This is a genomic window from Mycolicibacter sp. MU0102 (assembly GCF_963378105.1).
GTDB classification, from domain to species: Bacteria; Actinomycetota; Actinomycetes; order Mycobacteriales; family Mycobacteriaceae; genus Mycobacterium; species Mycobacterium holstebronense.
On sequence record NZ_OY726398.1, the window covers coordinates 2662501 to 2683657 of the forward strand.

21 protein-coding genes are annotated in these 21157 nt (G+C 66.9%); 1 reads left to right on the forward strand and 20 read right to left on the reverse strand.

The window, feature by feature from the left end; genetic code table 11:
• Window positions 1-41: 41 nt before the first annotated feature.
• The 12 genes from RCP37_RS12340 to RCP37_RS12395 form a co-directional block, all read right to left on the reverse strand.
• Window positions 42-1007, reverse strand: coding sequence for a TauD/TfdA dioxygenase family protein (locus RCP37_RS12340; protein ID WP_308483400.1), 966 nt, complete (start codon window positions 1005-1007; stop codon window positions 42-44).
• Between the two features lie 144 nt (window positions 1008-1151).
• Window positions 1152-1439 carry a WXG100 family type VII secretion target gene (locus tag RCP37_RS12345; protein ID WP_308483401.1) on the reverse strand — a complete coding sequence of 96 codons (288 nt, stop codon included), beginning with the start codon at window positions 1437-1439 and terminating at the stop codon, window positions 1152-1154.
• 17 nt (window positions 1440-1456) lie between these two features.
• Window positions 1457-1750: a type VII secretion protein EsxS gene (locus RCP37_RS12350; RefSeq protein ID WP_308483402.1), complete on the reverse strand. Its 294-nt coding sequence runs from the start codon at window positions 1748-1750 to the stop codon at window positions 1457-1459.
• A 45-nt stretch (window positions 1751-1795) separates the two neighbouring features.
• A complete protein-coding gene (locus RCP37_RS12355; protein WP_308483403.1) occupies window positions 1796-3379 on the reverse strand; it encodes a PPE domain-containing protein in 1584 nt (527 codons plus the stop codon).
• Window positions 3380-3519: 140 nt separating this feature from the next.
• Window positions 3520-5103 (reverse strand): PPE domain-containing protein, encoded by a 1584-nt coding sequence (locus RCP37_RS12360; RefSeq protein ID WP_308483404.1) that lies wholly within the window; start codon window positions 5101-5103, stop codon window positions 3520-3522.
• The gene (locus RCP37_RS12365; protein WP_308483405.1) at window positions 5100-5411 is read right to left on the reverse strand and encodes a PE family protein; all 312 of its coding nucleotides are present in this window, start codon (window positions 5409-5411) and stop codon (window positions 5100-5102) included. The genes RCP37_RS12360 and RCP37_RS12365 overlap by 4 nt, the downstream gene beginning before the upstream one ends.
• 1268 nt (window positions 5412-6679) lie before the next feature.
• On the reverse strand, window positions 6680-7435 hold the full coding sequence (locus tag RCP37_RS12370; protein WP_308483390.1) for a YebC/PmpR family DNA-binding transcriptional regulator: 756 nt from the start codon (window positions 7433-7435) through the stop codon (window positions 6680-6682).
• Window positions 7436-7487: 52 nt separating this feature from the next.
• Window positions 7488-8849 (reverse strand): ABC1 kinase family protein, encoded by a 1362-nt coding sequence (locus tag RCP37_RS12375; protein WP_308483406.1) that lies wholly within the window; start codon window positions 8847-8849, stop codon window positions 7488-7490.
• A 76-nt stretch (window positions 8850-8925) separates the two neighbouring features.
• Window positions 8926-9522 (reverse strand): pyridoxal 5'-phosphate synthase glutaminase subunit PdxT, encoded by a 597-nt coding sequence (gene pdxT / locus RCP37_RS12380; protein WP_308483407.1) that lies wholly within the window; start codon window positions 9520-9522, stop codon window positions 8926-8928.
• The gene (gene tesB, locus RCP37_RS12385) at window positions 9519-10364 is read right to left on the reverse strand and encodes an acyl-CoA thioesterase II (protein WP_065039134.1); all 846 of its coding nucleotides are present in this window, start codon (window positions 10362-10364) and stop codon (window positions 9519-9521) included. The genes pdxT and tesB overlap by 4 nt, the downstream gene beginning before the upstream one ends.
• 9 nt (window positions 10365-10373) lie before the next feature.
• On the reverse strand, window positions 10374-11291 hold the full coding sequence (pdxS, locus tag RCP37_RS12390) for a pyridoxal 5'-phosphate synthase lyase subunit PdxS (RefSeq protein WP_308483408.1): 918 nt from the start codon (window positions 11289-11291) through the stop codon (window positions 10374-10376).
• Between the two features lie 79 nt (window positions 11292-11370).
• Entirely contained in the window at window positions 11371-12024 is a 654-nt protein-coding gene (locus RCP37_RS12395; protein ID WP_308483409.1) for a TetR/AcrR family transcriptional regulator, read from the reverse strand.
• A gap of 76 nt (window positions 12025-12100) precedes the next feature.
• Here RCP37_RS12395 and RCP37_RS12400 point away from each other — a divergent pair, with 76 nt between their 5' ends.
• Entirely contained in the window at window positions 12101-12889 is a 789-nt protein-coding gene (locus RCP37_RS12400) for a Coq4 family protein (protein WP_308483410.1), read from the forward strand.
• Between the two features lie 21 nt (window positions 12890-12910).
• Here RCP37_RS12400 and RCP37_RS12405 read toward each other — a convergent pair whose 3' ends face one another.
• The 8 genes from RCP37_RS12405 to RCP37_RS12440 form a co-directional block, all read right to left on the reverse strand.
• On the reverse strand, window positions 12911-13924 hold the full coding sequence (locus RCP37_RS12405) for an alcohol dehydrogenase catalytic domain-containing protein (protein ID WP_308483411.1): 1014 nt from the start codon (window positions 13922-13924) through the stop codon (window positions 12911-12913).
• Window positions 13925-13985: 61 nt separating this feature from the next.
• Window positions 13986-15035: an NUDIX hydrolase gene (locus RCP37_RS12410; RefSeq protein ID WP_308483412.1), complete on the reverse strand. Its 1050-nt coding sequence runs from the start codon at window positions 15033-15035 to the stop codon at window positions 13986-13988.
• On the reverse strand, window positions 15035-16159 hold the full coding sequence (locus RCP37_RS12415; RefSeq protein ID WP_308483413.1) for a glycosyltransferase family 4 protein: 1125 nt from the start codon (window positions 16157-16159) through the stop codon (window positions 15035-15037). The genes RCP37_RS12410 and RCP37_RS12415 overlap by 1 nt, the downstream gene beginning before the upstream one ends.
• Complete coding sequence (locus RCP37_RS12420; RefSeq protein WP_308483414.1) at window positions 16159-17118, reverse strand: phosphatidylinositol mannoside acyltransferase; 960 nt, start codon at window positions 17116-17118, stop codon at window positions 16159-16161. Before RCP37_RS12420 ends, RCP37_RS12415 begins: the two co-directional genes overlap by 1 nt.
• A complete protein-coding gene (pgsA, locus tag RCP37_RS12425; protein WP_224971589.1) occupies window positions 17115-17798 on the reverse strand; it encodes a phosphatidylinositol phosphate synthase in 684 nt (227 codons plus the stop codon). Before pgsA ends, RCP37_RS12420 begins: the two co-directional genes overlap by 4 nt.
• Window positions 17798-18367: an ATP adenylyltransferase gene (locus RCP37_RS12430; RefSeq protein ID WP_065039142.1), complete on the reverse strand. Its 570-nt coding sequence runs from the start codon at window positions 18365-18367 to the stop codon at window positions 17798-17800. Before RCP37_RS12430 ends, pgsA begins: the two co-directional genes overlap by 1 nt.
• Window positions 18364-20442, reverse strand: coding sequence for a threonine--tRNA ligase (thrS, locus tag RCP37_RS12435; protein ID WP_308483415.1), 2079 nt, complete (start codon window positions 20440-20442; stop codon window positions 18364-18366). The genes RCP37_RS12430 and thrS overlap by 4 nt, the downstream gene beginning before the upstream one ends.
• Window positions 20443-20534: 92 nt before the next feature.
• The gene (locus RCP37_RS12440) at window positions 20535-21149 is read right to left on the reverse strand and encodes a PaaI family thioesterase (protein ID WP_308483416.1); all 615 of its coding nucleotides are present in this window, start codon (window positions 21147-21149) and stop codon (window positions 20535-20537) included.
• Window positions 21150-21157 lie beyond the last annotated feature (8 nt).

The following is a 21157-nucleotide window of genomic DNA, read 5'->3' on the forward strand; positions in this document are numbered from 1 at the left end:
ACTTCCCACTCAAAGCTGTACGGCCCGAAACGATTGGTGGCTTACGCCACCGCTCGAGGCTCTCCGATGACGGAGTACGCCGAAGCGTCGCCCTGGATGACGCGACTGCGCTCACCGTGGACGCTGACCGGAATGTCGCCGGCAAGGGTGATCCGGTGCAACCGCCGGTGCGCCTGCCCGAAGTCGGAGACTCCGTAATGCTGGGTGGACCGGTTGTCCCAGATCGCCAGGTCGCCCAGCTGCCAGTTCCACCGGATGGTGTTCTCCGGCCGAGTGATCCGCTCCTGGAAGAGCTGGAACAGTGCACGCGACTCGGAGCTCTTGACGTCGGCGATCCGTTGCACGAAGCTGCCGAGAAGCAAGGCGCGTTCCCCGCTCTCGGGGTGCACCCGCACCACGGGGTGCTGCGTCTCGTACGTGGTGGAGTTGAACGTCTGGACGTATGCCTGGAACTCCTCCGATTGCAGCAGATCGGCGTACTTCTCGAGCTGCTTGGAGTCCGCCACCTCGAGCTGCGTGTAGTCGAAGGCGTTGCTGTGCACCGCCCACAGCTCATCCGCCAGCCGCGCCAGTGGATTGGGCAGCTGCTCGTAAGCGGTTACGGTGTTTGCCCACAGGGTGGTTCCGCCGTAGGGCGGCAGCTCCACGGCCCGCAACAGTGACGCCTTGGGTGCCCGGTCGACGAAGGTGACGTCGGTGTGCCAGCTGCTCGCGCTGGTGCCGCCGAAGGAGTCGATCGGAAGAATGGCGCCCTCGCCCGGCAACAGCGGGTGGGGAGCCGTCGGCGTTCCCAGCAGCTGAGCGAACTCGAACTGGCTGACATCGTCCAAATGGTGCTGCCCACGGAAGAAGATGACCTTGTGGGCGACCAAAGCGTCGTTGATCGCGGTGACGGTCTCGGTGTCCAAGTCACCGCCCAACTGGACTCCGTCGATCCGGGCACCGATGTATTCGCCGAGCTTCACCACATCCAAGTCGGAACGGGTGGACAACGATTGGCTGGACATGAGATTTTCTCCTTTGTTGATCTAGCTAGTTGTTGAACGGTTCAAGCCGGCGTGCGGATGGGGGAATCCAACACACGCCAACCTGTTGAATTTGCTTCGGCAGAGTTCTTTTCGGGTGAAGGGATATTCGGTACGGGCGCTACGTCAGCCCCAGCGGGCGGCCTCCGCCGTGTCGCGGGCGAGCATCCCCAGGGTGTTGGACTCATGCGTGGTGGCCATCGCGTGGTAGGCCCGCACCAACTCCTCCATCGCCTGATTCCACTGCGCCTGCCACGCCTGATAAGTCAGTCCCGTATCGCCCTGCCACGCCGAGTGCAACGCCGCCTGCTCACTGGCAATGTCAGCACCCACGGCCTGCAATGTGCCCGCGTGACTATTCATCTCCGCGGCATGGGCCAGCATCGCCGGGTAGTTGTACAGAATCTGTGACATCACAAAATCCCTTCTCGTCAGAATCCGGTGTAGGTGCTCGCCGCGGCCGCGTCGGCCGCCACATAGGTACTGCCCGCGTCCGCCAAATTGGCCTGCGCCATATCAAGCAATGCATTCACCCGCGCCGCCAAAGCCACAAACCGGGCGTGTGACCCCTGAAAGGCCACGGCTGACTCACCCACATGAAATGCCTGCGCCGACAACGCCGTCTGCTCCGCCTGCGCCATCGTCGACCGCATCAACGCCGCCTTGGCACCAAACGCCGACTCCGAGGCCACCAACTGCGGAATATGTGCATCCAACAAACTCATCGCTTATCTCCCTTTCCACATCGCTTGCTTTGTGTTCACCGTCGATCAGCTCTCTGCGTTGCGATCCACTCCTTCGGTCGACTGACCGGTCCAGCTGGCCGGCAGCAGCGGCTCACTCGGAATGCCATTGAACGAATCGCCGGCCAAGGTGGCCAATCCGGCTTCTCGCACACCGTGTTTCACCGCGTTTCCGCCGAACCCGATCCCGCCTGCGCTCCCCTGCGAGGCGATCGGGCCTCCGCCCCATTCGGCGTCCACTTCGACGTTCATGTCGGCGTATTGCTCGCCGTGCTCACGAATCTGCGCCCGGCGCCGGCGCCGCGACCGCGACGCTCGCCGCGCGGCCGACTCCTCCACCGCGGAGTCCGATGCCGGGCTCTTCGCCTGTGAGCCGGTGCCGCTTCCGGTCCTGTTGTTCGTATTGAATCCGGTGCCGGGGCCGCCGCCGAATCCGATCATGTACGGGAAGGCAATTGCCGGGGCGGGAGCGGGTGCAGGCGGCGCCGGAGGTGATGCACCACCGGGAACGCTGGCCGGAGGGGCGGCTGCGGGGGATCCGCCGGCCGGTACTGACCCGGCCACGCTCACCACGTGCACATTGGACCCCGTCGTGGCCGACCCGGAGGGCGCCGCGACCACCTGGGGCGTCGTGTCGACCAAGAAGGACAGGTCGGATGAGCGGGGCAGAGCCGCCAGTGCAGCCAACGCGCTCATGCTGGCCAACGGCGCGGCGAGGCTGGAGGAGATCGCGGCGCCCAGCTCGATGGCGGTCAGCGGGTGCGCAAGCAACCACGGGGCGAGAGTCACCGGGTTGAGAAGCAGCAGGCCCACTTCCGGGTTCGTCGAGAGATTGGCGACGATGTAGTCGATCTCCTGGATCTGAGTCAACGTGTTCTTCAACCAGTACGCCACCGTCAATGGGTTGGTGTAGGCGGTATATGGCAGTCCGTCGATGGTGCCGGTCACGGGGTCCCAATTGAGCCCGAAGACCGACCGCACCACGTCCGCGACGTTCTCCAGAAAAGGGTCATTCCAGACGTGGGCCGGGCCCCACGGGTCTGAGGAATCCGCGGGCGCCGCCGGGGCCTCTGACTTGAGGATTGCCGGTGCCGAGGCGGTCGGCGGTATGGACGCGGCGGCCACGCTCGCGACCGCCTGGTAGGTGCTCATGGTGGTAGCGGCCTGAACCCACATCCGCGCGTAGTCGGCCTCATTGATCGCAATCGGGACGGTGTTGACCCCGAAGAAGTTCGTCGCCAGCAGTAGCCCGTGAACGGCGTGATTGGTGGCCAGCTCAGCCATCGTCGGCATCGCTGCCAACGCAGTCACGTAGGCGGCGGCCACGGCCTCATGCTGGGCCGCCGCCGCGGCGCTGTCCGCGCTGGCCTGCGACAGCCACGCCAGGTAAGGCGCGTTGGCCGCCACATAGGTTGCGGCGCTCGGGCCTTGCCATGCCCCGGCCTGCACCGCTGCCAGCACCTCACTGAGTTCCACCGCCGCTGAGGAGTACTCGGCGCTCAGCGTTTTCCATGTCCCAGCCGCAGCCAATACCGAGCCGGGGCCCGGCCCGCTGGTCAACATTGTTGAATGGACCTCGGGCGGCAACGCCATCCATGCCGGCGCGGTCACGCCAGCCACCCCGGTTCGGTTAGCTCAGTGCGTCCCTGGGCCACCAACGCTGACTCCACCACCAACGGCGGAACAGGCGCATCCAACAAACTCACGGTCTATCTCCATATCGACATCGATTGCCTTGCGTTGAGCGACGATCACTGATCCCGGTGGTGGTCCGCCCCATCGCTCGACTGGCCGGTCCAGGTACTCGGCATCAACGGTTCAATCGGGAGGCCACTGAACGAATCACCGGCGAGAGTGGTCAACCCCGCCTCCTGCACATCGTGTTTGACAACGCTGCCTCCGAACCCGAGCTGTCCTGCGCCACCCTGGGAGGCACTCGGGCCGCTGTCCGGCAACTCCCACTCGGGGTCGACGTTCATGTCGGCGAACTGGTCGCCGTGATCGTGCAACTGCGTCTTCCGACGGCGCCGCTTCCTGGCCTGTCGGCGGGCCGCGGATTCTTCTGCCGCGGAGGCCGATGCCGGACTCTGCGCTCGTGCGCCGGTGCCGGTTCCGGTCCTGTTGGTCGAATCGAAGCCGATCCCAGGACCGCCACCGAATCCGATCATGTAAGGGAATGCGATTCCCGCTCCCGCGACTGCCGCCGGCGCCGGTGCTGGGGCCCCCGCACCGGCCGAAGCGCTCGCCGGCACCCCGGCCCCAGGGGATCCCCCGGCAGGGACCGACCCGGCAACGCTCACCAGATGCGGGTTGGAGACCGTTGCCACCGAGTCCGGAGCCGAGGCGACGTCGGGAACCGAGTCGACCAGGATGGGTACGCCGGACGGCCATGGCACAGCTGCCAGTGCCGCGAACGCGCTCAGACTCGCTAAGGGCGCGGTCAGGGTGGAGGCTATCGCGGCACCCAGTTCGATGGCGACCAGCGGATGCGCGATCAAGAACGTCGAGAGAGTGGCCGGGTTGAGAAGCAGCAGAGCGACTTCCGGGTGAGCACCTACGTTCGCGATGACGTAGTCGACCTCTTGGATGAGGGTCACGGTGTTCTTAACCCAATACAGCACAGTCAGTGGGCTGGTGTACGCCGAGTAGGGCAGCCCGTCGATGGTGCCGGCGCCGGGTTCCCAGTTGATCCCCACGGATCGCAACACCTGCGCGATGCCTTCCAGCAAGGGGTCGGTCCAGGTGTGTGCAGGCCCCCACGGGTCCGCCGGATCCGACGTCTCCGCCGGCGCCGCCGACTTGAGGATCGTCGGCGCCACGGGCGTCTCCGGGGTTGACGCTGCGGCCGAGCCCGCGACCGCCTCGTAGGTGCTCATCGTGGTGGCGGCCTGGACCCACATCCGCGCGTAGTCGGCCTCGTTGATCGCAATGGGGACGGTGTTGATTCCGAAGAAGTTCGTCGCCAGCAATACCCCGTGAACGGTGTGATTCGTGGTCAGTTCAGCCAGTGTCGGCATCGCCGCCAACGCGGCGGTGTAGGCGGCAGCCACGGTCTGATGCTGGGCCGCCACCGCGGCACTGTTGGCGCTGGCCTGCGTCAGCCATGCCAGATAAGGCGTATTGGCCGCCGCGTACGACTCGGCGCTCGGCCCTTGCCAAGCCCCGGCCTCTACCGCCCCCAGCACCTCGCTGAGTTCCTCGGCAGCCGATGCGTAGTCGGCGCTCAGTGAACTCCATGTCCCAGCTGCCGCCAACACCGGGCCGGAACCTGGCCCGCTGCTCAACAGTGCTGAATGAAACTCCGGCGGCAACGCCATCCAGGCTGGCGCGGTCACGCAAGCCGCCAGTTCGGATACACCGACGCCGCAGCGGCATCACCGGCGGCGTAGTTGACGCCGGCCTCACCCACTCCGATCCCCGATCGGCCGAGTTCGGCTGTGCCCTGGGCCGCCACCACTTCATGCCGGCCGCCGAAGAGGCTCAGCGTGGCCGCGCTCTGCACCGATACCAAGTCGGCCGCGGGAGGAACCACCGCCGTGATCACCGGCGCCGCACTGGCGTGTGCGGCGGCAAGCCTAGCTGTCAGCGCTTCCACGCGTGCGCAGGCAGCGGCCAGTCCTTCAGGGACGACATGTAGCGGCATGACCAATCTCCTTCCGTACTGGGGCAAATCCACGGCGACTACCTCGATGGGTACTCATACGACCACCGCGGCCCACGGGTGTCGACCACCGATCAGGGCGCCGCCGCGCCACAGCAAGCGGATTCGGAGCCCGAACGGATGCCCGCACCGAGTTGGAATACGTTGTCACTCAACGTGTTTCGGAATTCAGGGGAGTCATGTTAATCCCCAGTAGGGACTTGCGCTGAGTTTGAATCAGAAGGTGCCGAAAGGCGCACCGGCACTTGACCATCGGATGATCCGGGCGCGCCTCGCCGCACACCTATCACCGAAAGGCGGCTACTACGGACTCGGTAGGCAGACCGTCAAGGCTGACGCTGCAATGACTTTCGTTGTTCTACAACGGTTTACCGTCGTCACGACGGTTGATGAGCGCATACCGAGAGGTACGCGCGATTCGCTCTGAAAGCGGGATGGACTCGACGACATGAGGTTTCGAGTCGAGGAACTGCTCGAGGGCGGAAAGCCGCACGCGAGCAAAGGCTCCGGCAGCCGCGGTCGTCAGACGAGCCGGAGAAAGGCCGCGACTGTCGACGGCGAACGTAAGTACCGCGACAGGCGGTCGAAAGTAGGGAAGACCGTCAGGGTGCGGCGTACCGACCATGACGATATTTGGCGTGGGTGCCCACTTGGGTCACCGAACGTGTAACCCCTCCCGTGGTGTCACAGGCAGCAGCGGCGACATCGCCCCTGGCGGTTCAGCTGACGATCCCGCGATTCCTGGCAGCCCGGCACGACTCGGCCGGCGGCCTGCGTCGGAGCGGCCATCAGGACCTCCATGAATTGGCGGATCAGTGCGCCGAGCACGCCGCGACGCGCGCCCGCTGGTCAAGCGACTACACGATGTAGTGCGGTTAGCGTAACTAGCAGGCGGCCAGCCCAGAACAGAGCTGCGGCGGCGGGTGCCGGCCCGCACCGTCCTCGACGATTTTCCGGTCGTGCAGGTCTAGGAGCGATTGCCCATCGCAGCAATCCGGTGAGCTACGTCCAACGTAGCTATGCCCAGGAACGCACCGGCCGTGTTGCTACCGCCAATGCGGTAGCGCTGCAGTTGAATTGACAGTTCTTCGAGCCGTTACTACGCCCGGCAACGGCGATCGAAGACCTATCGTGCGCATACTTGCGGCAAAGCCTCAACGGCGAGCTCACGCGACCGCCGAAAGCCAGCGCCACCGACATGTACCGGATTGCATTCCCGGTGAGCCAAACCAGCCCCCTGCCGAGATCGCTTATTCGTCTTCGAGGGCTGCCAGTACTTCGTCGGACAGATCGACGTTGGTCCACACGTTCTGCACGTCGTCGTTGTCCTCAAGAGCATCAACCAACTTCAACACCTTGCGAGCCCCCTCAACATCGACCGGGACACTCACCGACGCCTGAAAACTCGCCTCAGCCGAGTCGTAATCAATCCCCGCCTCCACCAACGCACTACGCACCGCCACCAAGTCCCCCGGCTCCGAGATCACCTCAAAGCTCTCCCCCAAATCATTGACATCCTCAGCACCGGCATCCAACACCGCCGCCAACACGTCATCCTCAGTCAACCCATTCTTATCCAGGGTCACCGTGCCCTTACGACTGAACAGATACGCCACCGAACCCGGATCGGCCATCTGACCACCGTTACGAGTCATCGCCACCCGCACCTCACTGGCCGCACGATTGCGATTGTCGGTCAAACACTCGATCAACACCGCCACCCCATTAGGCCCATAACCCTCATAGGTGATCGTCTGGTAATCCGCCCCACCAGCTTCCTCACCAGCACCACGCTTACGCGCCCGCTCAATATTGTCGTTGGGCACCGAGTTCTTCTTCGCCTTCTGAATGGCGTCAAACAACGTCGGATTACCCGACGGATCCCCACCACCAACCCGCGCCGCAACCTCAATATTCTTGATCAACCGCGCAAAATTCTTGCCACGACGAGCGTCAATGACAGCCTTCTTGTGCTTCGTGGTCGCCCACTTGGAATGGCCGCTCATAACCCGCCCTACCTCACTGTTGCGTCAAAACTTTGCGCGACGAGTCTACGTGTCAGTCCTGTTCGCGTGCCGGGGGCTGCTCGGGTGGGAAGAATCCCGGCGCCCATCGCTCGATCAGCGCGGCGTAGTCGACGTGCGCGTCCAGCTGCACCGCTACGCCCAGCAGACCGCCCAGCGTGCGCAGCAACATGACGTAACCAGCGGGAATGGTCAGCCGGCGAGCCATCTTGAATCGGTCGGCGAAGCCTTCCGCCATCGGATCGGTGGTGACCAGCGCAGACTTCTGGAACCACTTGCGGGTGAAATGGAACTCCCCCGAGCGCAGCGGGTCGATGTAGGGCCACAGCGGCTGGATGTACTCCACCAGCTGCTCGGCACTCAGGTCATAGTCGGCAGGCATGAACCCGAGTTGCTTGAGCAGCCGGATCGCCTCGTCCCACTGCTCGTCCCGAGCCCAGCACAGCAGTTCGGCGAATCCCGGCGGGATGCCCTCGGGATGTTCGGCCACCGCGCCGAAGTCGATGACGCCTAGCCGACCGTCGGGCAGCATCATGAAGTTGCCCGGATGCGGGTCGGCATGCACCAGCCCGACGCGCGCCGGCGAGCTCAAGGTGAACTCCAGCAGCAGCGCGCACGCGGAGTCTCGCTCCTGTCTCGTGCCACTGTTGATGATCGCCGACAGCCGCCGGCCTTCGATCCACTCCGAGACGATGACTTTCGGCGCGCTGGCGATCACCGCCGGAACGAAGAACTTCGGGTCATCGGCATAGGCCTTGGCGAAGGCCCGCTGATTGTCGGCCTCCTGGCGGTATTCGAGTTCGGCTTCCAGGGTGTCGTTGATCTCCGTGACCAGCCGGTCTACGTCAGCGCCGGGAACGACCTGCTTGGCGACCCAGTTGAACCGCTGAATCAGCTTGAGATCGGCGCGCAGCGCCTCGTCGGCACCGGGATACTGGATCTTCACGGCGACCTCGCGGCCGTCCTTCCAGACCGCCCGGTGGACCTGCCCGATGCTCGCCGAGGCAGCGGGGGTGTCGTCGAAGGACGCGAAACGCTCCCGCCATTTGGTCCCAAGCTGGGCGTCGAGCACCCGGTGCACCTTGGCGGCCGGCAGCGGCGGAGCCTCGCTTTGGAGCTTGACCAGCGCCTCGCGGAACGGTTCGGCGAACTGCGGAGGAATCGCAGCCTCCATCACCGACAGCGCCTGGCCAACCTTCATGGCGCCGCCCTTGAGCTCGCCGAGCACCTTGAACATCTCGTCGGCGGCCTTCTCCAGGAGCTCGGCGTTGACCTCGTCTTTGGTCTTGCCGGTCATCCTCTTACCCACACCGAGCGCTGCGCGGCCTGCGACTCCAGCCGGAAGGCTCGCCAGTTTTACTGCGCGACGAAATCCGCCCCGCGCGAGATCTGCCATGCCGACATCATGCCTGGCGGTCCCGGCGGCGGTGTTCCCGGTCACCCAACTGGCGGCCAGCAACGGGCGCGACTTCTCAGACCCGCCCCGCGACAATGTCGACGAAGAGCCGGTGAATACGGCGGTCGCCGGTCACCTCCGGGTGAAACGAGGTGGCCAACACGCGTCCTTGCCGCACCGCAACGGGATGACCCGCTGCCTCGGCCAGCACCTGAACCCCCGGTCCGATCCGCTCCACCCACGGTGCTCGGATGAACACCGCGTGTACCGGTTCGTCCAAGCCGTCGAATACAACGTCGCCCTCGAAAGAATCGACCTGACGACCGAAAGCGTTGCGCCGCACGGCCATATCGATGCCGGACAACGGAATTGCGGCACGACCCTGCGCGCCGGCATCAAGGATCTCGCTGGCCAGCAGAATCATTCCCGCGCAGGAACCGTACGCCGGCATCCCGTCGGCAAGCCGCGCCCGCAGCGGATCCGCCAGCTCCAGCTCGCGCAGCAGATGACTGATCGTGGTCGACTCGCCGCCGGGAATCAACAGCGCGTCGACCGCATCCAGCTCGGAGCGGCGGCGTACCAGCACCGGATCGGCACCGACAGCGCTTAGGGCGGCAAGGTGTTCACGGACGTCGCCCTGCAGGGCCAGGACGCCGATGTGCGAGCCGCTCACTGGCCGGTCGGCTGATATCCCGACGGATAGCGGGTCAGCCCCTCCTGCATGACGGCAGCCACCATGTCCCCGGATCGGTTGTAGATCTTGCCCTGAGTCAGCGCGCGGCCGGCACCCGCCGACGGCGACGACTGGTCATAGAGCAGCCATTCGTCGGCCCGGAACGGGCGCATGAACCACATCGCGTGATCGAGCGACGCCACCTGCAAGACGTCCCGCTCACCTGGGTGGATCGCCCAGGAGGTGCCCAGCAGGGTCAGGTCGCTCATGTAGGCCAGCGCGCAGATGTGCAGCACCGGATCGTCGGGCAACCGGTCGCGATGGCGGAACCAGACCTGCTGCTCGGCAACCTTGCCCGGCATGTGCGGCAGCTGCTCACGCGGCACCCGGCGCAGATCCCACTCGGCGAACGCCTTGAAGCCTTCGTCGTCGAAGGCCTTCATCGCGGCGATGTCGGGCAGGTCTTTCGGGTCGGGTGCGTCGGGCATCACGTCTTGGTGCTCGATGCCCTGCTGTTCGGTCTGGAACGACGCCGACATGTTGAAGATGGTTTCGCCGTGCTGGATGGCGTTGACGCGCCGCGTACAGAACGAACCACCGTCGCGGACCCGCTCCACGGTGAACACCGTGGGCGCCTTGGCATCTCCGGGACGCAGAAAGTATCCGTGTAGCGAGTGGACCCGGTAGCGGGGGTCCACGGTACGCACCGCCGACACCAATGCCTGGCCGGCGACGTGGCCGCCGAAGGTGCGCTGGTTGTCCGCCGAGAGCGGGCTGAACACACTCCCGCGGTAGATGTTGACCTCGAGTTGTTCCAGATCGAGGATCTCTTCGATCGCCACGAAGAAGTTCTACCAGCCGCGTTCGGCAAGCCGGTGCGGTTGCGCGATGTCCTCCACATTGATGCCGACCATCGCTTCGCCCAGCCCACGCGATACCCGGGCCAACACGTCGGGGTCGTCGTAGAAGGTGGTCGCTTTGACGATCGCCGCTGCACGCGCAGCGGGGTCACCGGACTTGAAGATGCCCGAACCGACGAAGACGCCCTCCGCGCCGAGCTGCATCATCATCGCGGCATCCGCCGGGGTGGCGATGCCGCCCGCGGTGAACAGCGTCACCGGCAGCTTCCCGGCCCTGGCCACCTCTGCGACCAGATCGTAGGGCGCTTGCAGTTCCTTTGCGGCAACGAACAATTCGTCTTCGGAGAGCGACGTGAGCCGACGGATCTCGCCGCCGATGGACCGCATGTGGGTGGTGGCGTTGGAGACATCACCGGTGCCCGCCTCGCCCTTGGAACGAATCATGGCCGCACCCTCGGTGATCCGGCGCAGCGCCTCACCCAGGTTGGTCGCCCCGCACACGAACGGCACGGTGTACTGCCACTTGTCGATGTGGTGGGTGTAGTCGGCCGGGGTCAGCACCTCGGACTCGTCGATGTAGTCCACCCCGAGGCTCTGCAGGATCTGCGCCTCGACGAAGTGCCCGATTCGCACTTTGGCCATCACCGGGATGGTGACCGCGGCGATGATGCCCTCGATCATGTCCGGGTCGCTCATCCGCGAAACCCCGCCCTGGGCACGGATGTCGGCGGGCACCCGCTCCAGTGCCATCACCGCGACGGCGCCGGCGGCCTCAGCGATACGAGCCTGGTCCGGGGTGACGACGTCCATGATGACGCCGCCCTTGAGCATCTCGGCCATGCCGCGCTTTACTCGCGCAGTACCCGTTTGTCCGTCGGGTGCCGAACCGTTCTGCGCCGCGCTGTCCACTGAATGCTTCTCCTTGCTGGCCTGCCGATACCCGCTCAGTGTAGTGGGCCGACGCCAGCCGTTTTCCCGCCGATTACCGCTACACCGTGAACACCGGCCCCGCCGGAGGCGGATCGGCGAGCAGCGCAGGCAAGACGAACACCCGCACATAGCGGCGGACCTGGTCGGCGTCCTGAACACCGGGGATGAGTCCCAGCAGCAGTCCGAGTGCGGTCGAGAGCACGAACCGCGCCGCGTCGCTCGAGTGCAGACCGGGCCGCAACTGCGGTGCGGCCTGGCGGAATCCCAGCTCGTAGAGCCCGGCCAGCAACTCGCCCAGCGTCGCCGACCGCGCGATCAACGCGGCGACATTGCCCTCGTCGGTGTGCTCGGAGATGACCCGGAGCAGTGGGTCCTGGGCAACCTCGGTCGCCACGATGACCAGGGACTCTGTCACCAGCGTTGCGGGTCCATGCGGCGGTTCCAGCCGGGCGGTGATCTCGGCGATCTTGCGTCCGGCCACCCGCACCACCAATGCGTCCAGCAGTTCGTCACGGGTGGCGAAGTGGCGGTAGATCACCGCCCGGGTGTAACCGGCTTCCGCTGCGATCACCTGCATCGTCGAGGCGCGGTAGCCGCGACGGGCGAAGGAGCGCTCCGCGGCATCGAGCAGCAGCTCTCGGGCGTGCTCGGGAGGGTTCCCGCCACCAGGGGGTCGACCCCGCCCGCGCACGGTCACTCGCCCCGTCGACATATATGGACATTCCTGCACATATGCCTATTATTAACCTCACTGCATTCCCCGCGCGTTTCCGACGGAAGGTCGTCGCATGGCGGCAAGGATTACCGGCGTTCCCGAGCAACGAGACTGGCCGGCCGTGTTCGGCTCCTGGCGCCTGCTGGCCAATCCGGGCCGCAACGGCGGATCCGCGTTCGACCTGATCGTCGGGCTGGCGGCTCCGATTCTGGCCCGCAGCTATCACCAACTGCGGGCGCATCCCAACGGCCGGCGGCTGTTCGCCGAGAAGCCGGATCTGTTGGCGCTGCTCGGCGACGACGACTATCTGGCCTCGTTGCCGGTGGGCTCGCTCGGCCATGCCTATCGGTCGTTTCTGCGCACCAATCGTTTGGATGCCGGGGTGTTCGACGTGGACACCGTGATCCGGCCGATCGCCGAGCGTCGCGGCTGGGACGACGACTTCTTCTACATGATGCGGCGCGGCACCGCCCTGCACGACATGTTCCACACCCTGGGCGGCTATGGCCCGGACATGGGCGGAGAGTTCGGCAATCTGGGTTTTCACTGCGGCCAGATGGAGCCGTCCGGCGCCCTGAAGACGCTGACTCTTGGGCTGCTCGGACCCCTCATCCCGGCCTCACCGCGGCGCAAGAACCGGTACTTCCGTGAGGCGGTCCGCCGCGGCCAGCGCGCCGACAATTTGATGGCAGCCCCCTACGAGGAGCTGCTGGACCAGCCGATCATCGAGGTTCGGGAAGCGTTGGGCGTCATGCCGACGCGTAGTGCGCACCCGGGCGGCCACATGTTCATCGGCTGGATGCCGCCGGGCATGAAGCCGCCGACCCGCTGGGATTACGACGCGACTCTTCCTGCCGCCTGAATCCGCCCGTCGGCCGGTCGGTCAGATGGTCAAGACCATCCGGTAGCGCGCCCGCCCCTGCTCCATGGCGGCGTAGGCCTCGGCGGCCTGGGCCAGCGGACGCTCCTCGATACGGGCCCGAACCCCGGACAGCACCGCGAAGGCCATGGTCTCCTCGACATCGCGGGCGGTGCCCGACGGGTGGCCGGTGACGCTGAGCCCGGGGGTGATCAGCTGTACGGGGGCGATCGGCAGCGGCTCGCCCGTGACCCCGATGATCACCAGTTCCCCCCTCGGCGCCAACCCGCCCAGGGTGTCGGCCATCGCTCGCGAATTGGCCGCGGTGGCCAGCACCACCGACGCACCGCCCAGCGCCGCCATCGCCGCAGCGACGTCGCCGGCGGTCGAGTCGATGTAGTGGTGGGCACCGAGCGCGAGCGCATCGGCTTCCTTGGCTTCTCCACGTGCGATCGCGATCGTCTCGAAGCCCATCGCCCGCGCGAACTGCACGCCCAGGTGCCCCAAACCACCCAGGCCGAGCACTGCGACCCGGTCCCCCGGTCGCGCCCGGGTAGACCGCAGTGCGTGGTAGGTGGTGACGCCCGCGCAGCCCATGGGAGCGGCTTCGACGAAGGACAGCTCGTCGGGGATTCGGGCCAACGCGTTGGCCGGAACCGTCACCGATTCGGCGTAGCCGCCCGGGTAGTGCCAGCTGGGCACCTGACCGTTGGCGCAGTGGATGAAATCGCCTTTGCGGCAAGGAATGCAATGGTTGCAGTGTCCTCCGAACCAGCCGACCGCGACCCGCTCACCGAGCTGCCAATCCGTCACGCCCGGCCCGATTTCGACGATCGTGCCGGCGATCTCGTGGCCGAGGGTCAGCGGCCAGGTCATGGCGGGAAAGCCACCGCTGACGAAGGCGTGGTCGGTGCCGCAGACACCGCACGCGGCAACGGCGATACGAACCTGGCCGGGACCCGGCGATGAGGTGTCGACATCGACAAGAGTCAGCGGCGCATCGACAGCGGCTACGTGAACAGCGCGATGTGTTGGCATGGCGGCTCCCTGGGTAGCGAGGTTGATTCGCCCGAGGCGTGTTCAGCCTAAGCCGCGCAAGTCAGGAAATCCGGCTAAGACCGGTATCAGCTCCGGCGCCGCCGTCGACCGAGCGAGCCGCTTGGGCCAGACGATCGCCCAGTTGTAGCGGGTAGACCTTCTGACCGCCGGCGGCCAGGGCCGCGATCTCTGCGGCATCGCACCAGCGATGGCCGTGCAGGTAGCGCTGCTCCAGCCCGGTCCGGCCGGCCCCGGATGGCTCGAACCGCGCAGTGCGGTAGGCGAAGAAGAACTCCTGGCTGTCGATGCGCTCACCGTTGAACTCGAACACGGCGTCGCGGCGCCAGATCGGTCCGACCAGCTCACCCGGGTCGACCCGCAAGCCGGTCTCCTCGGCCAGTTCGCGGGCCGCGGCCTCGGCGAGCGGCTCGTCGGGCAACACCTGACCGCCGACGGTGAACCACCACCGCGGCGCGGGATTGGCCGCATCATCGGGCAGGGCCGGATCGTGACCGCACAGCAACAGCACCGATCCGCCCTCGTCGAGCAGCACCACCCGCGCCGAGATACGCGGGTCCAGCACGCCGCGACCGCCGTGGGCGACCATGCCGGCCCGCTCCACGATCTCGAAATACGTTGGCATCGGTGCTGTTCCACCGAGGTGCAGAACTTGGACCAACGGCCGTTCGCGCAGTGCCACCGTGTCACGGACCGCGTCGTTGTGGAACCGGCGGGCCAGCAGCACTCGCGCCTCGGCGTCTGCCAATTCGGCGACCATCACATGCGGCAGCGACTGGGCATCGACCATCGCCAGCTCGGCCGACAGCGCGTTCTCCGCGGACTCCCGTGCGTGGCGCGGTGCCCGCTCGGCGACATCGGCCACGGCAGCCAGTCGCCGACCGGCCACCTGGTCCCCGTAGGCGTCGATCGCGACGGCCCGGGCCACCACTGCGCGGCGCGCCAGCGCGGCGTCCAGCGCCTGCCAGGACAGATCGCAGCGCACGTGCAGCCGGTTGAGCCGGTTGGCGGTCTGGTATGCCCAGGCCACCGCGGCGGCCAGCACCGCCACCCCGACCAGCACCAGCACGGTTGCCACGATGGTCAGCTCCATCAGTCGCCCACCGTCACCTTGCTGCCGACGCCGGCGACCGTCTCGTAGACCCGGATGATCTGGTCGGCGACCACCGGCCAGTCGAAGCGACGCACCGCCTCGGCGCCGGCCGCCACATACGACGCCCGCAGCGCATCAGCGTCGAGTAGCTCGATCAGGGCGCCGGCCAGGGCCGCCGAATCGTCGACCGGCACCAACCGGCCGGCTTCCCCATCATTGAGCACCCGGCGGAAGGCGTCCAGGTCGCTGGCGACCACCGCGGTCCCGGCGGCCATCGCCTCGGCCAGCACGATCCCGAAGCTCTCCCCACCGGTGTTGGGCGCGCAGTACACGTCGGCGCTGCGCAGGGCCGACGCCTTCTCGGCGTCGTCGACCTGCCCCAAGAAGCGCAGATGGCTCGCCAATTTCCCTGCGCTGCGGCGCAGTTCGTCCTCGTCGCCTCGCCCGACGATCAACACCTGCACATCGGCGTGCCGCTCGACCAACGCCGGAAGTGCCCCCAGCAGCACAGCCATCCCCTTACGGGGCTCGTCGTAGCGGCCAAGAAACAGCACCGTGCGCCCCGCTCGCGGATAGCCCGGCAGCGGCTGCGCCGTCGCGAACGCGGCCACGTCGACCCCGTTGGGGATCTCCACCGCGTCCGAGCCCAGGGCCTCCATCTGCCAGCGCCGGGCCAGATCCGAGACCGCGATGCGGCCGATGATCTTCTCGTGCATCGGCCGCAGCAGGCCCTGCACCACGCTCAGCGTCAGCGACTTGGTCGTCGAGGTGTGAAACGTCGCCACGATCGGGCCCTCGGCCACGTTCAGCGCGAGCATCGACAGGCTGGGGGCGTTCGGCTCATGCAGGTGCAGCACGTCAAAGTCGCCCTTGGCCAGCCATTTTTTGACTTTGCGGTGCGCAGCCGGACTGAACTGCAGGCGGGCCACCGAGCCGTTATAGGGAATCGCGACAGCCTTGCCGGCCGACACCACGTAGTCGGGCAGCACGACATCCGGCGAAGCCGGTGCCAGCACGCTGACGTGATGCCCGCGGGCACGCAGCACCTCCGCCAGCTGCAGTACATGAGCCTGCACCCCGCCGGGTACGTCGAACGAGTAGGGGCAGACCATGCCGATCCGCATCAGGTCTCCCCCAAGCGCGCCCGTCGCGATTCGGGAAGGTCGGCGATCCACTGCGGCTGCATCATGTGCCAGTCCTGCGGGTAGGCCGCGATGCCCTCGGCGAACTTGTCGGCCAGCGCCTGGGTGATCGCTTTAACCCGTTCAGCGACATCACCGCGACCACGGCAGTCCAGCGGAGCCTGGATGTCGATACCCCAGCCCGCGCCGTCGAACCAGCAGTGCACCGGTAGCAGCGGTGCGCCGGTTTCGATCGCGAGCCTGGCCGCACCGGCCGGCATCCGCGTGACGTCGCCGAAGAAGTCGACCGTCACCCCGTTGCGGGTCAGGTCGCGGTCGGCCATCAGACACACCAGGCCGTTGCCGGCCAGTCGCTCGGCGAGGACCTCGAACGGCGGCCGGGGGCCACCGGACAGCGGCAGCACCTCGAAACCCAGGCTCTCCCGGAACGCGAGGAACCGCCGATAGAGCGATTCGGGTTTGAGTCGCTCGGCGACCGTGGTGAATCCGCCATAGGTCTGGGCCATCCATACCCCGGCCATGTCCCAGTTGCCACTGTGCGGCAACGCCAGCACCGCCCCGCGGCCGGCCGCCAGCGCCGCGGCAACTCGGTCACCGCCCCGCGTCGTTTCGTTCAGCCGTGCAGCCAGCGCCGCGTGGTCCATGGCGGGAAGGCGGAACGCCTCGCGCCAGTACCGGGCGTAGGACGCCAGCGAGGCCCGCATCAACTCCGCCGGCACCTGCTTCGGGGCCACCCCGATGACGCGGGCCAAGTTCTTGCGCAGCTGCTCGGGACCTCCGCCACGCGAGGCGAACAGTGCGCCGGCGTCGAACGCGTTGCGGGCGACGAATTCCGGCATCGCGCGCACCAACATCCAGCCCGCGGCGAAGCCGGCGTCGGTGGCCCAGGCATCAAGCTCACTGAGCCCGGGAACTCGCAGGCCGCTCGGGATGAAGGTCACGGTCCTGTGGTTTCCTCACCGTCAGAGCCATCGGAACCGTCGGCCAGCTGCGGCAACGGCTCCACCGCGCCCGGCGAGGTCCGCACAGTGTGCAGCCGCTGGGCGCAGGTGATCAGACTGGCCACCGCCAGCAGCCACATCGCCACCGGCAACGCCCACGGCAGCGGGAAGACCGGCAGGCCGGACAATCCAGCGCCCACCAGCACGATGATCAAGCGTTCGGGCCGTTCGATGTAGCCACCGTCACCGCGCAGTCCGCTGGCCTCCGCGCGGGCCTTGATGTAGGAGATCACCTGCGAGGTGACCAGGCAGATCAAGGTGGCCACCACCAATGGCGGGTCGTCCAGACCGAACGCCGCCCACCAGGCCAACCCGCAGAACACCGCACCGTCGCTGATTCGGTCGCAGGTGGCGTCCAAGACGGCGCCGAACGCGCTGCCGCCGCCGCTTTGCCGAGCCATCGCCCCGTCGACCATGTCGAAATGCACGAAGAACCAGACGATCAGCGTGCCGGCGAACAGCTGACCGGTCGGAAACAGCGTCAGCGCCGCCAAGACCGCGCCGGCGGTGCCCACCATCGTGACGATGTCGGCCGTCAGACCGGCTCGCAGCAGGACTCGCGCCACCGGCGTGGTGATACCGGCGAACGTCGCCCGCGACAGGAACGGCAGTCTGCTCATTACTGTTTGGCCCACTCGTCGGCGAGCAGCCGGCGGGTGTCGCGCAGCAGTTGCGGGATCACTTTGGAGCCGCCGACGATCGTGATGAAGTTCGCGTCACCGCCCCAGCGCGGCACCACATGTACGTGCAGGTGCTCGGCCAGCGACCCGCCGGCCGACTCGCCGAGGTTCATCCCGACATTGAATCCGTGCGGGCGTGACACCGCCTTGATGACGCGGATCGCCTTCTGGATGAACGCCATCAGCTCGCTGCCCTCGTCATCGGTGAGGTCTTCGAACTCCGAGAACCGCCGGTAGGGCACCACCATCAGATGGCCCGGGTTGTACGGGTAGAGGTTGAGCACCGCGTAGACGTGCTCACCGCGCGCCACCACCAGACCGTCCTCGTCGGAGAGCGTGGGGATATCGGTGAACGGCTGGGTGGATCGCGCCGACCCGGCATCGGCACGCTTCAGCGGCGCCTCGGCCAGATAGGTCATCCGATACGGCGTCCACAGTCGCTCCAGCCGGTCGGGATCACCGGCGCCGGTGTCGACGATCGCCTCCTCGCCGGCCTGGTCGCTGCTCACGGCGCTTCACTCGCTTCGGGGCCCGACTCCAGGCCCGCCTTGACCGTCTCCGCGGTCGGCACGGTGTTGGCGCGTGCGGCGATCCAGCCGGCGATGGCCGCCACCGCCTCGTCGCGCGGCACCCCGTTGATCTGAGTGCGATCGGCGAACCGGAAGCTGACCGCGCCCGCCTCGACATCGCGGTCGCCGGCCAGCAGCATGAACGGCACCTTCTGGTTGGTGTGGTTGACGATCTTCTTGGGCATCCGGTCGTCGCTGGCGTCGACCTCGACCCGCACGCCGTGGCGGCGCAGTTGCGCGGCGAGATCGTCCAGGTAGGCCACGTGCTGATCGGCGACCGGGATGCCGACCACCTGGACCGGCGCCAGCCAAGCCGGGAAGGCACCGGCGTAGTGCTCCGTCAGCACACCGAAGAAGCGCTCGATCGAACCGAACAGCGCCCGGTGGATGAGCACGGGTCGCTGGCGGGTCCCATCAGAGGCGGTGTACTCCAGCTCGAAGCGGTCAGGCATGTTGAAGTCGAGCTGGATGGTCGACATCTGCCAGCTGCGGCCGAGCGCGTCCTTGACCTGCACCGAGATCTTCGGTCCGTAGAAGGCGGCACCGCCCGGGTCCGGCACCAGGGTCAGCCCTGATTCTTCGGCGACCTCGCGCAGTGTGTCGGTCGCCTCTTCCCACACCTCGTCGGAGCCGACGTACTTCTCCGGGTCCTTGGTGGACAGCTCCAGGAAATAGTCTTCCAGGCCGTAGTCGGCGAGTAGGTCCAGCACGAAGCGCAGCAACGAGGTCAGCTCGTCACGCATGCTTTCACGGGTGCAGTAGATGTGCGCGTCGTCCTGAGTCATCCCGCGCACCCGGGTCAGCCCGTGCACCACGCCGGAACGCTCGTAGCGATAGACGCTGCCGAACTCGAAGAGCCGCAACGGAAGTTCCCGGTAGGAGCGTCCGCGCGACCGGAAGATCAGGTGGTGCATCGGGCAGTTCATCGGCTTGAGGTAGTAGTCCTGGCCCGGCTTGCGCAGCGCGCCGTCCTCGGCGAACTCCGCGTCGATGTGCATCGCCGGGTACATGCCCTCGCGGTACCACTCCAGGTGTCCGGAGGTCTCGTAGAGTTCGGACTTGGTGATGTGCGGGGTGTTGACGAACTGGTAGCCGGCCTCAATGTGCTTGCGCCGCGAGTACTCCTCCAGCTCCCGGCGGATGATCCCACCCTTGGGGTGGAAAACCGGTAGCCCCGAACCGATTTCGTCGGGGAAGCTGAACAGGTCCAGCTCGACCCCGAGCTTGCGGTGATCGCGGCGCAGCGCCTCCTCGATCAGTTCGAGGTGGCTGTCCAGTGCCTCCTGCGATTCCCATGCAGTGCCGTAGACGCGCTGCAGGCTGGCGTTCTTCTGGTCACCGCGCCAGTAGGCGGCCGAGGACCGAGTGAGCTTGAACGCCGGGATGAACCGGGTGGTCGGGATGTGCGGGCCACGGCACAGATCGCCCCAAACCCGTTCCCGGGTACGGGGATTCAGGTTGTCGTAGGCAGTGAGTTCATCGCCACCCACTTCCATGATGTCGCTGTCGCCGGATTTGTCGTCGACCAGCTCGAGCTTGTAGGGCTCGCCGGCCAACTCCGCGCGAGCGGCGTCCTTGGACTCGTAGACGCGCCGAGAGAACAGCTGCCCGTCCTTGATGATGGCGCGCATCCGCTTCTCCAGCTTGGCCAGATCCTCGGGGGTGAACGCCTCGGGCACGTCGAAGTCGTAGTAGAAGCCGTCGGTGATCGGCGGGCCGATACCGAGTTTGGCGGCCGGAAACAGGTCCTGCACCGCCTGGGCCAGTACGTGGGCGCACGAGTGCCGGATCACGCTGCGGCCGTCGTCGGTGTCGGCGGCCACCGGAGTCACCTCGGCGTCGACCTCGGGAGTCCAGCTCAGATCGCGCAATCGGCCCTCGGCGTCGCGCACCACCACAATGGCGTTCGGGGCTCCCCGGTCGGGTAGGCCCGCCGCGCGCACCGCTGCGGCCGCGGTTGTCCCGGCAGCCACCCGGATCGGGCTTGCCGGGGCGGGGATGGCGGGCGCGGTCATGACGTGGTCTCCAAGGGGGTGCTAGGGGCTAGAAACGTCCGCGACCATGCTATCGGGGCGCCGGTGGCGCGCCGTCCGCGAGTACACCGGCGTCATGGTTGGCCGGGTTTGAGCACCACGAACAATGCCTCGCCGTCGGTCAGCACGGTGTCGCCGTCGCAGAGTCTGGTCTCGACGAAGATCTTGCGCCCCTCGGTCCGGCTGATCCACGCCTCGACCTGCAACTCCTTGTCGATCGGAACGATCTGGCGGTAGTTGAGGTGCAGGTAGGCGGTGCGTTGATAGGGCCCCCCGGTCAGCAACCAGGACGCGGTTCCCAGCACCGAGTCGAACAGCAGCCCGATAGCCCCGCCGTGCGCCGCGCCGTTGCGTCCCAGGTGGAATCGCCGGAACTGGGCCCAACCGCGCAACCGCCCGTCATCGTCCTTCTTGAGCTTCATCGGCACTGCCAGCAGGTTGCCGCGCATCGGCAGGTCCAGCCGTCGCCCGGATGGTGAGGACCATTCGTCGGTGTCGAACGGGGCCAGTAGCGCGCACACCTCCTCCAGTGCGTCGGCGGCGCGGCTGATCACCTCGGCGGGGGCGTCGGCGGCGCGGGCGTGGTCCTGCAGGGCGCGCACGTTCTCCAGGAACCGGCCGTAGTCCGGCCCGCCCTTGTCGGTGGGTTCGGGCGGGTTGAAGCCGCCGCCGGCGTGTGGGGCACTCACCCCCCTAT

What these genes read in the sequence shown, in the direction of transcription:
- RCP37_RS12340 (WP_308483400.1), bottom strand. Translation starts at nt 1,007, where the DNA reads ATGTCCAGCCAATCGTTGTCCACCCGTTCCGACTTGGATGTGGTGAAG.
- RCP37_RS12345 (WP_308483401.1), bottom strand. Translation starts at nt 1,439, where the DNA reads ATGTCACAGATTCTGTACAACTACCCGGCGATGCTGGCCCATGCCGCG.
- RCP37_RS12350 (WP_308483402.1), bottom strand. Translation starts at nt 1,750, where the DNA reads ATGAGTTTGTTGGATGCACATATTCCGCAGTTGGTGGCCTCGGAGTCG.
- RCP37_RS12365 (WP_308483405.1), bottom strand. Translation starts at nt 5,411, where the DNA reads ATGCCGCTACATGTCGTCCCTGAAGGACTGGCCGCTGCCTGCGCACGC.
- RCP37_RS12370 (WP_308483390.1), bottom strand. Translation starts at nt 7,435, where the DNA reads ATGAGCGGCCATTCCAAGTGGGCGACCACGAAGCACAAGAAGGCTGTC.
- RCP37_RS12375 (WP_308483406.1), bottom strand. Translation starts at nt 8,849, where the DNA reads ATGGCAGATCTCGCGCGGGGCGGATTTCGTCGCGCAGTAAAACTGGCG.
- RCP37_RS12395 (WP_308483409.1), bottom strand. Translation starts at nt 12,024, where the DNA reads ATGTCGACGGGGCGAGTGACCGTGCGCGGGCGGGGTCGACCCCCTGGT.
- RCP37_RS12400 (WP_308483410.1), top strand. Translation starts at nt 12,101, where the DNA reads ATGGCGGCAAGGATTACCGGCGTTCCCGAGCAACGAGACTGGCCGGCC.
- RCP37_RS12405 (WP_308483411.1), bottom strand. Translation starts at nt 13,924, where the DNA reads ATGCCAACACATCGCGCTGTTCACGTAGCCGCTGTCGATGCGCCGCTG.
- RCP37_RS12410 (WP_308483412.1), bottom strand. Translation starts at nt 15,035, where the DNA reads ATGGAGCTGACCATCGTGGCAACCGTGCTGGTGCTGGTCGGGGTGGCG.
- RCP37_RS12415 (WP_308483413.1), bottom strand. Translation starts at nt 16,159, where the DNA reads ATGCGGATCGGCATGGTCTGCCCCTACTCGTTCGACGTACCCGGCGGG.
- pgsA (WP_224971589.1), bottom strand. Translation starts at nt 17,798, where the DNA reads ATGAGCAGACTGCCGTTCCTGTCGCGGGCGACGTTCGCCGGTATCACC.
- thrS (WP_308483415.1), bottom strand. Translation starts at nt 20,442, where the DNA reads ATGACCGCGCCCGCCATCCCCGCCCCGGCAAGCCCGATCCGGGTGGCT.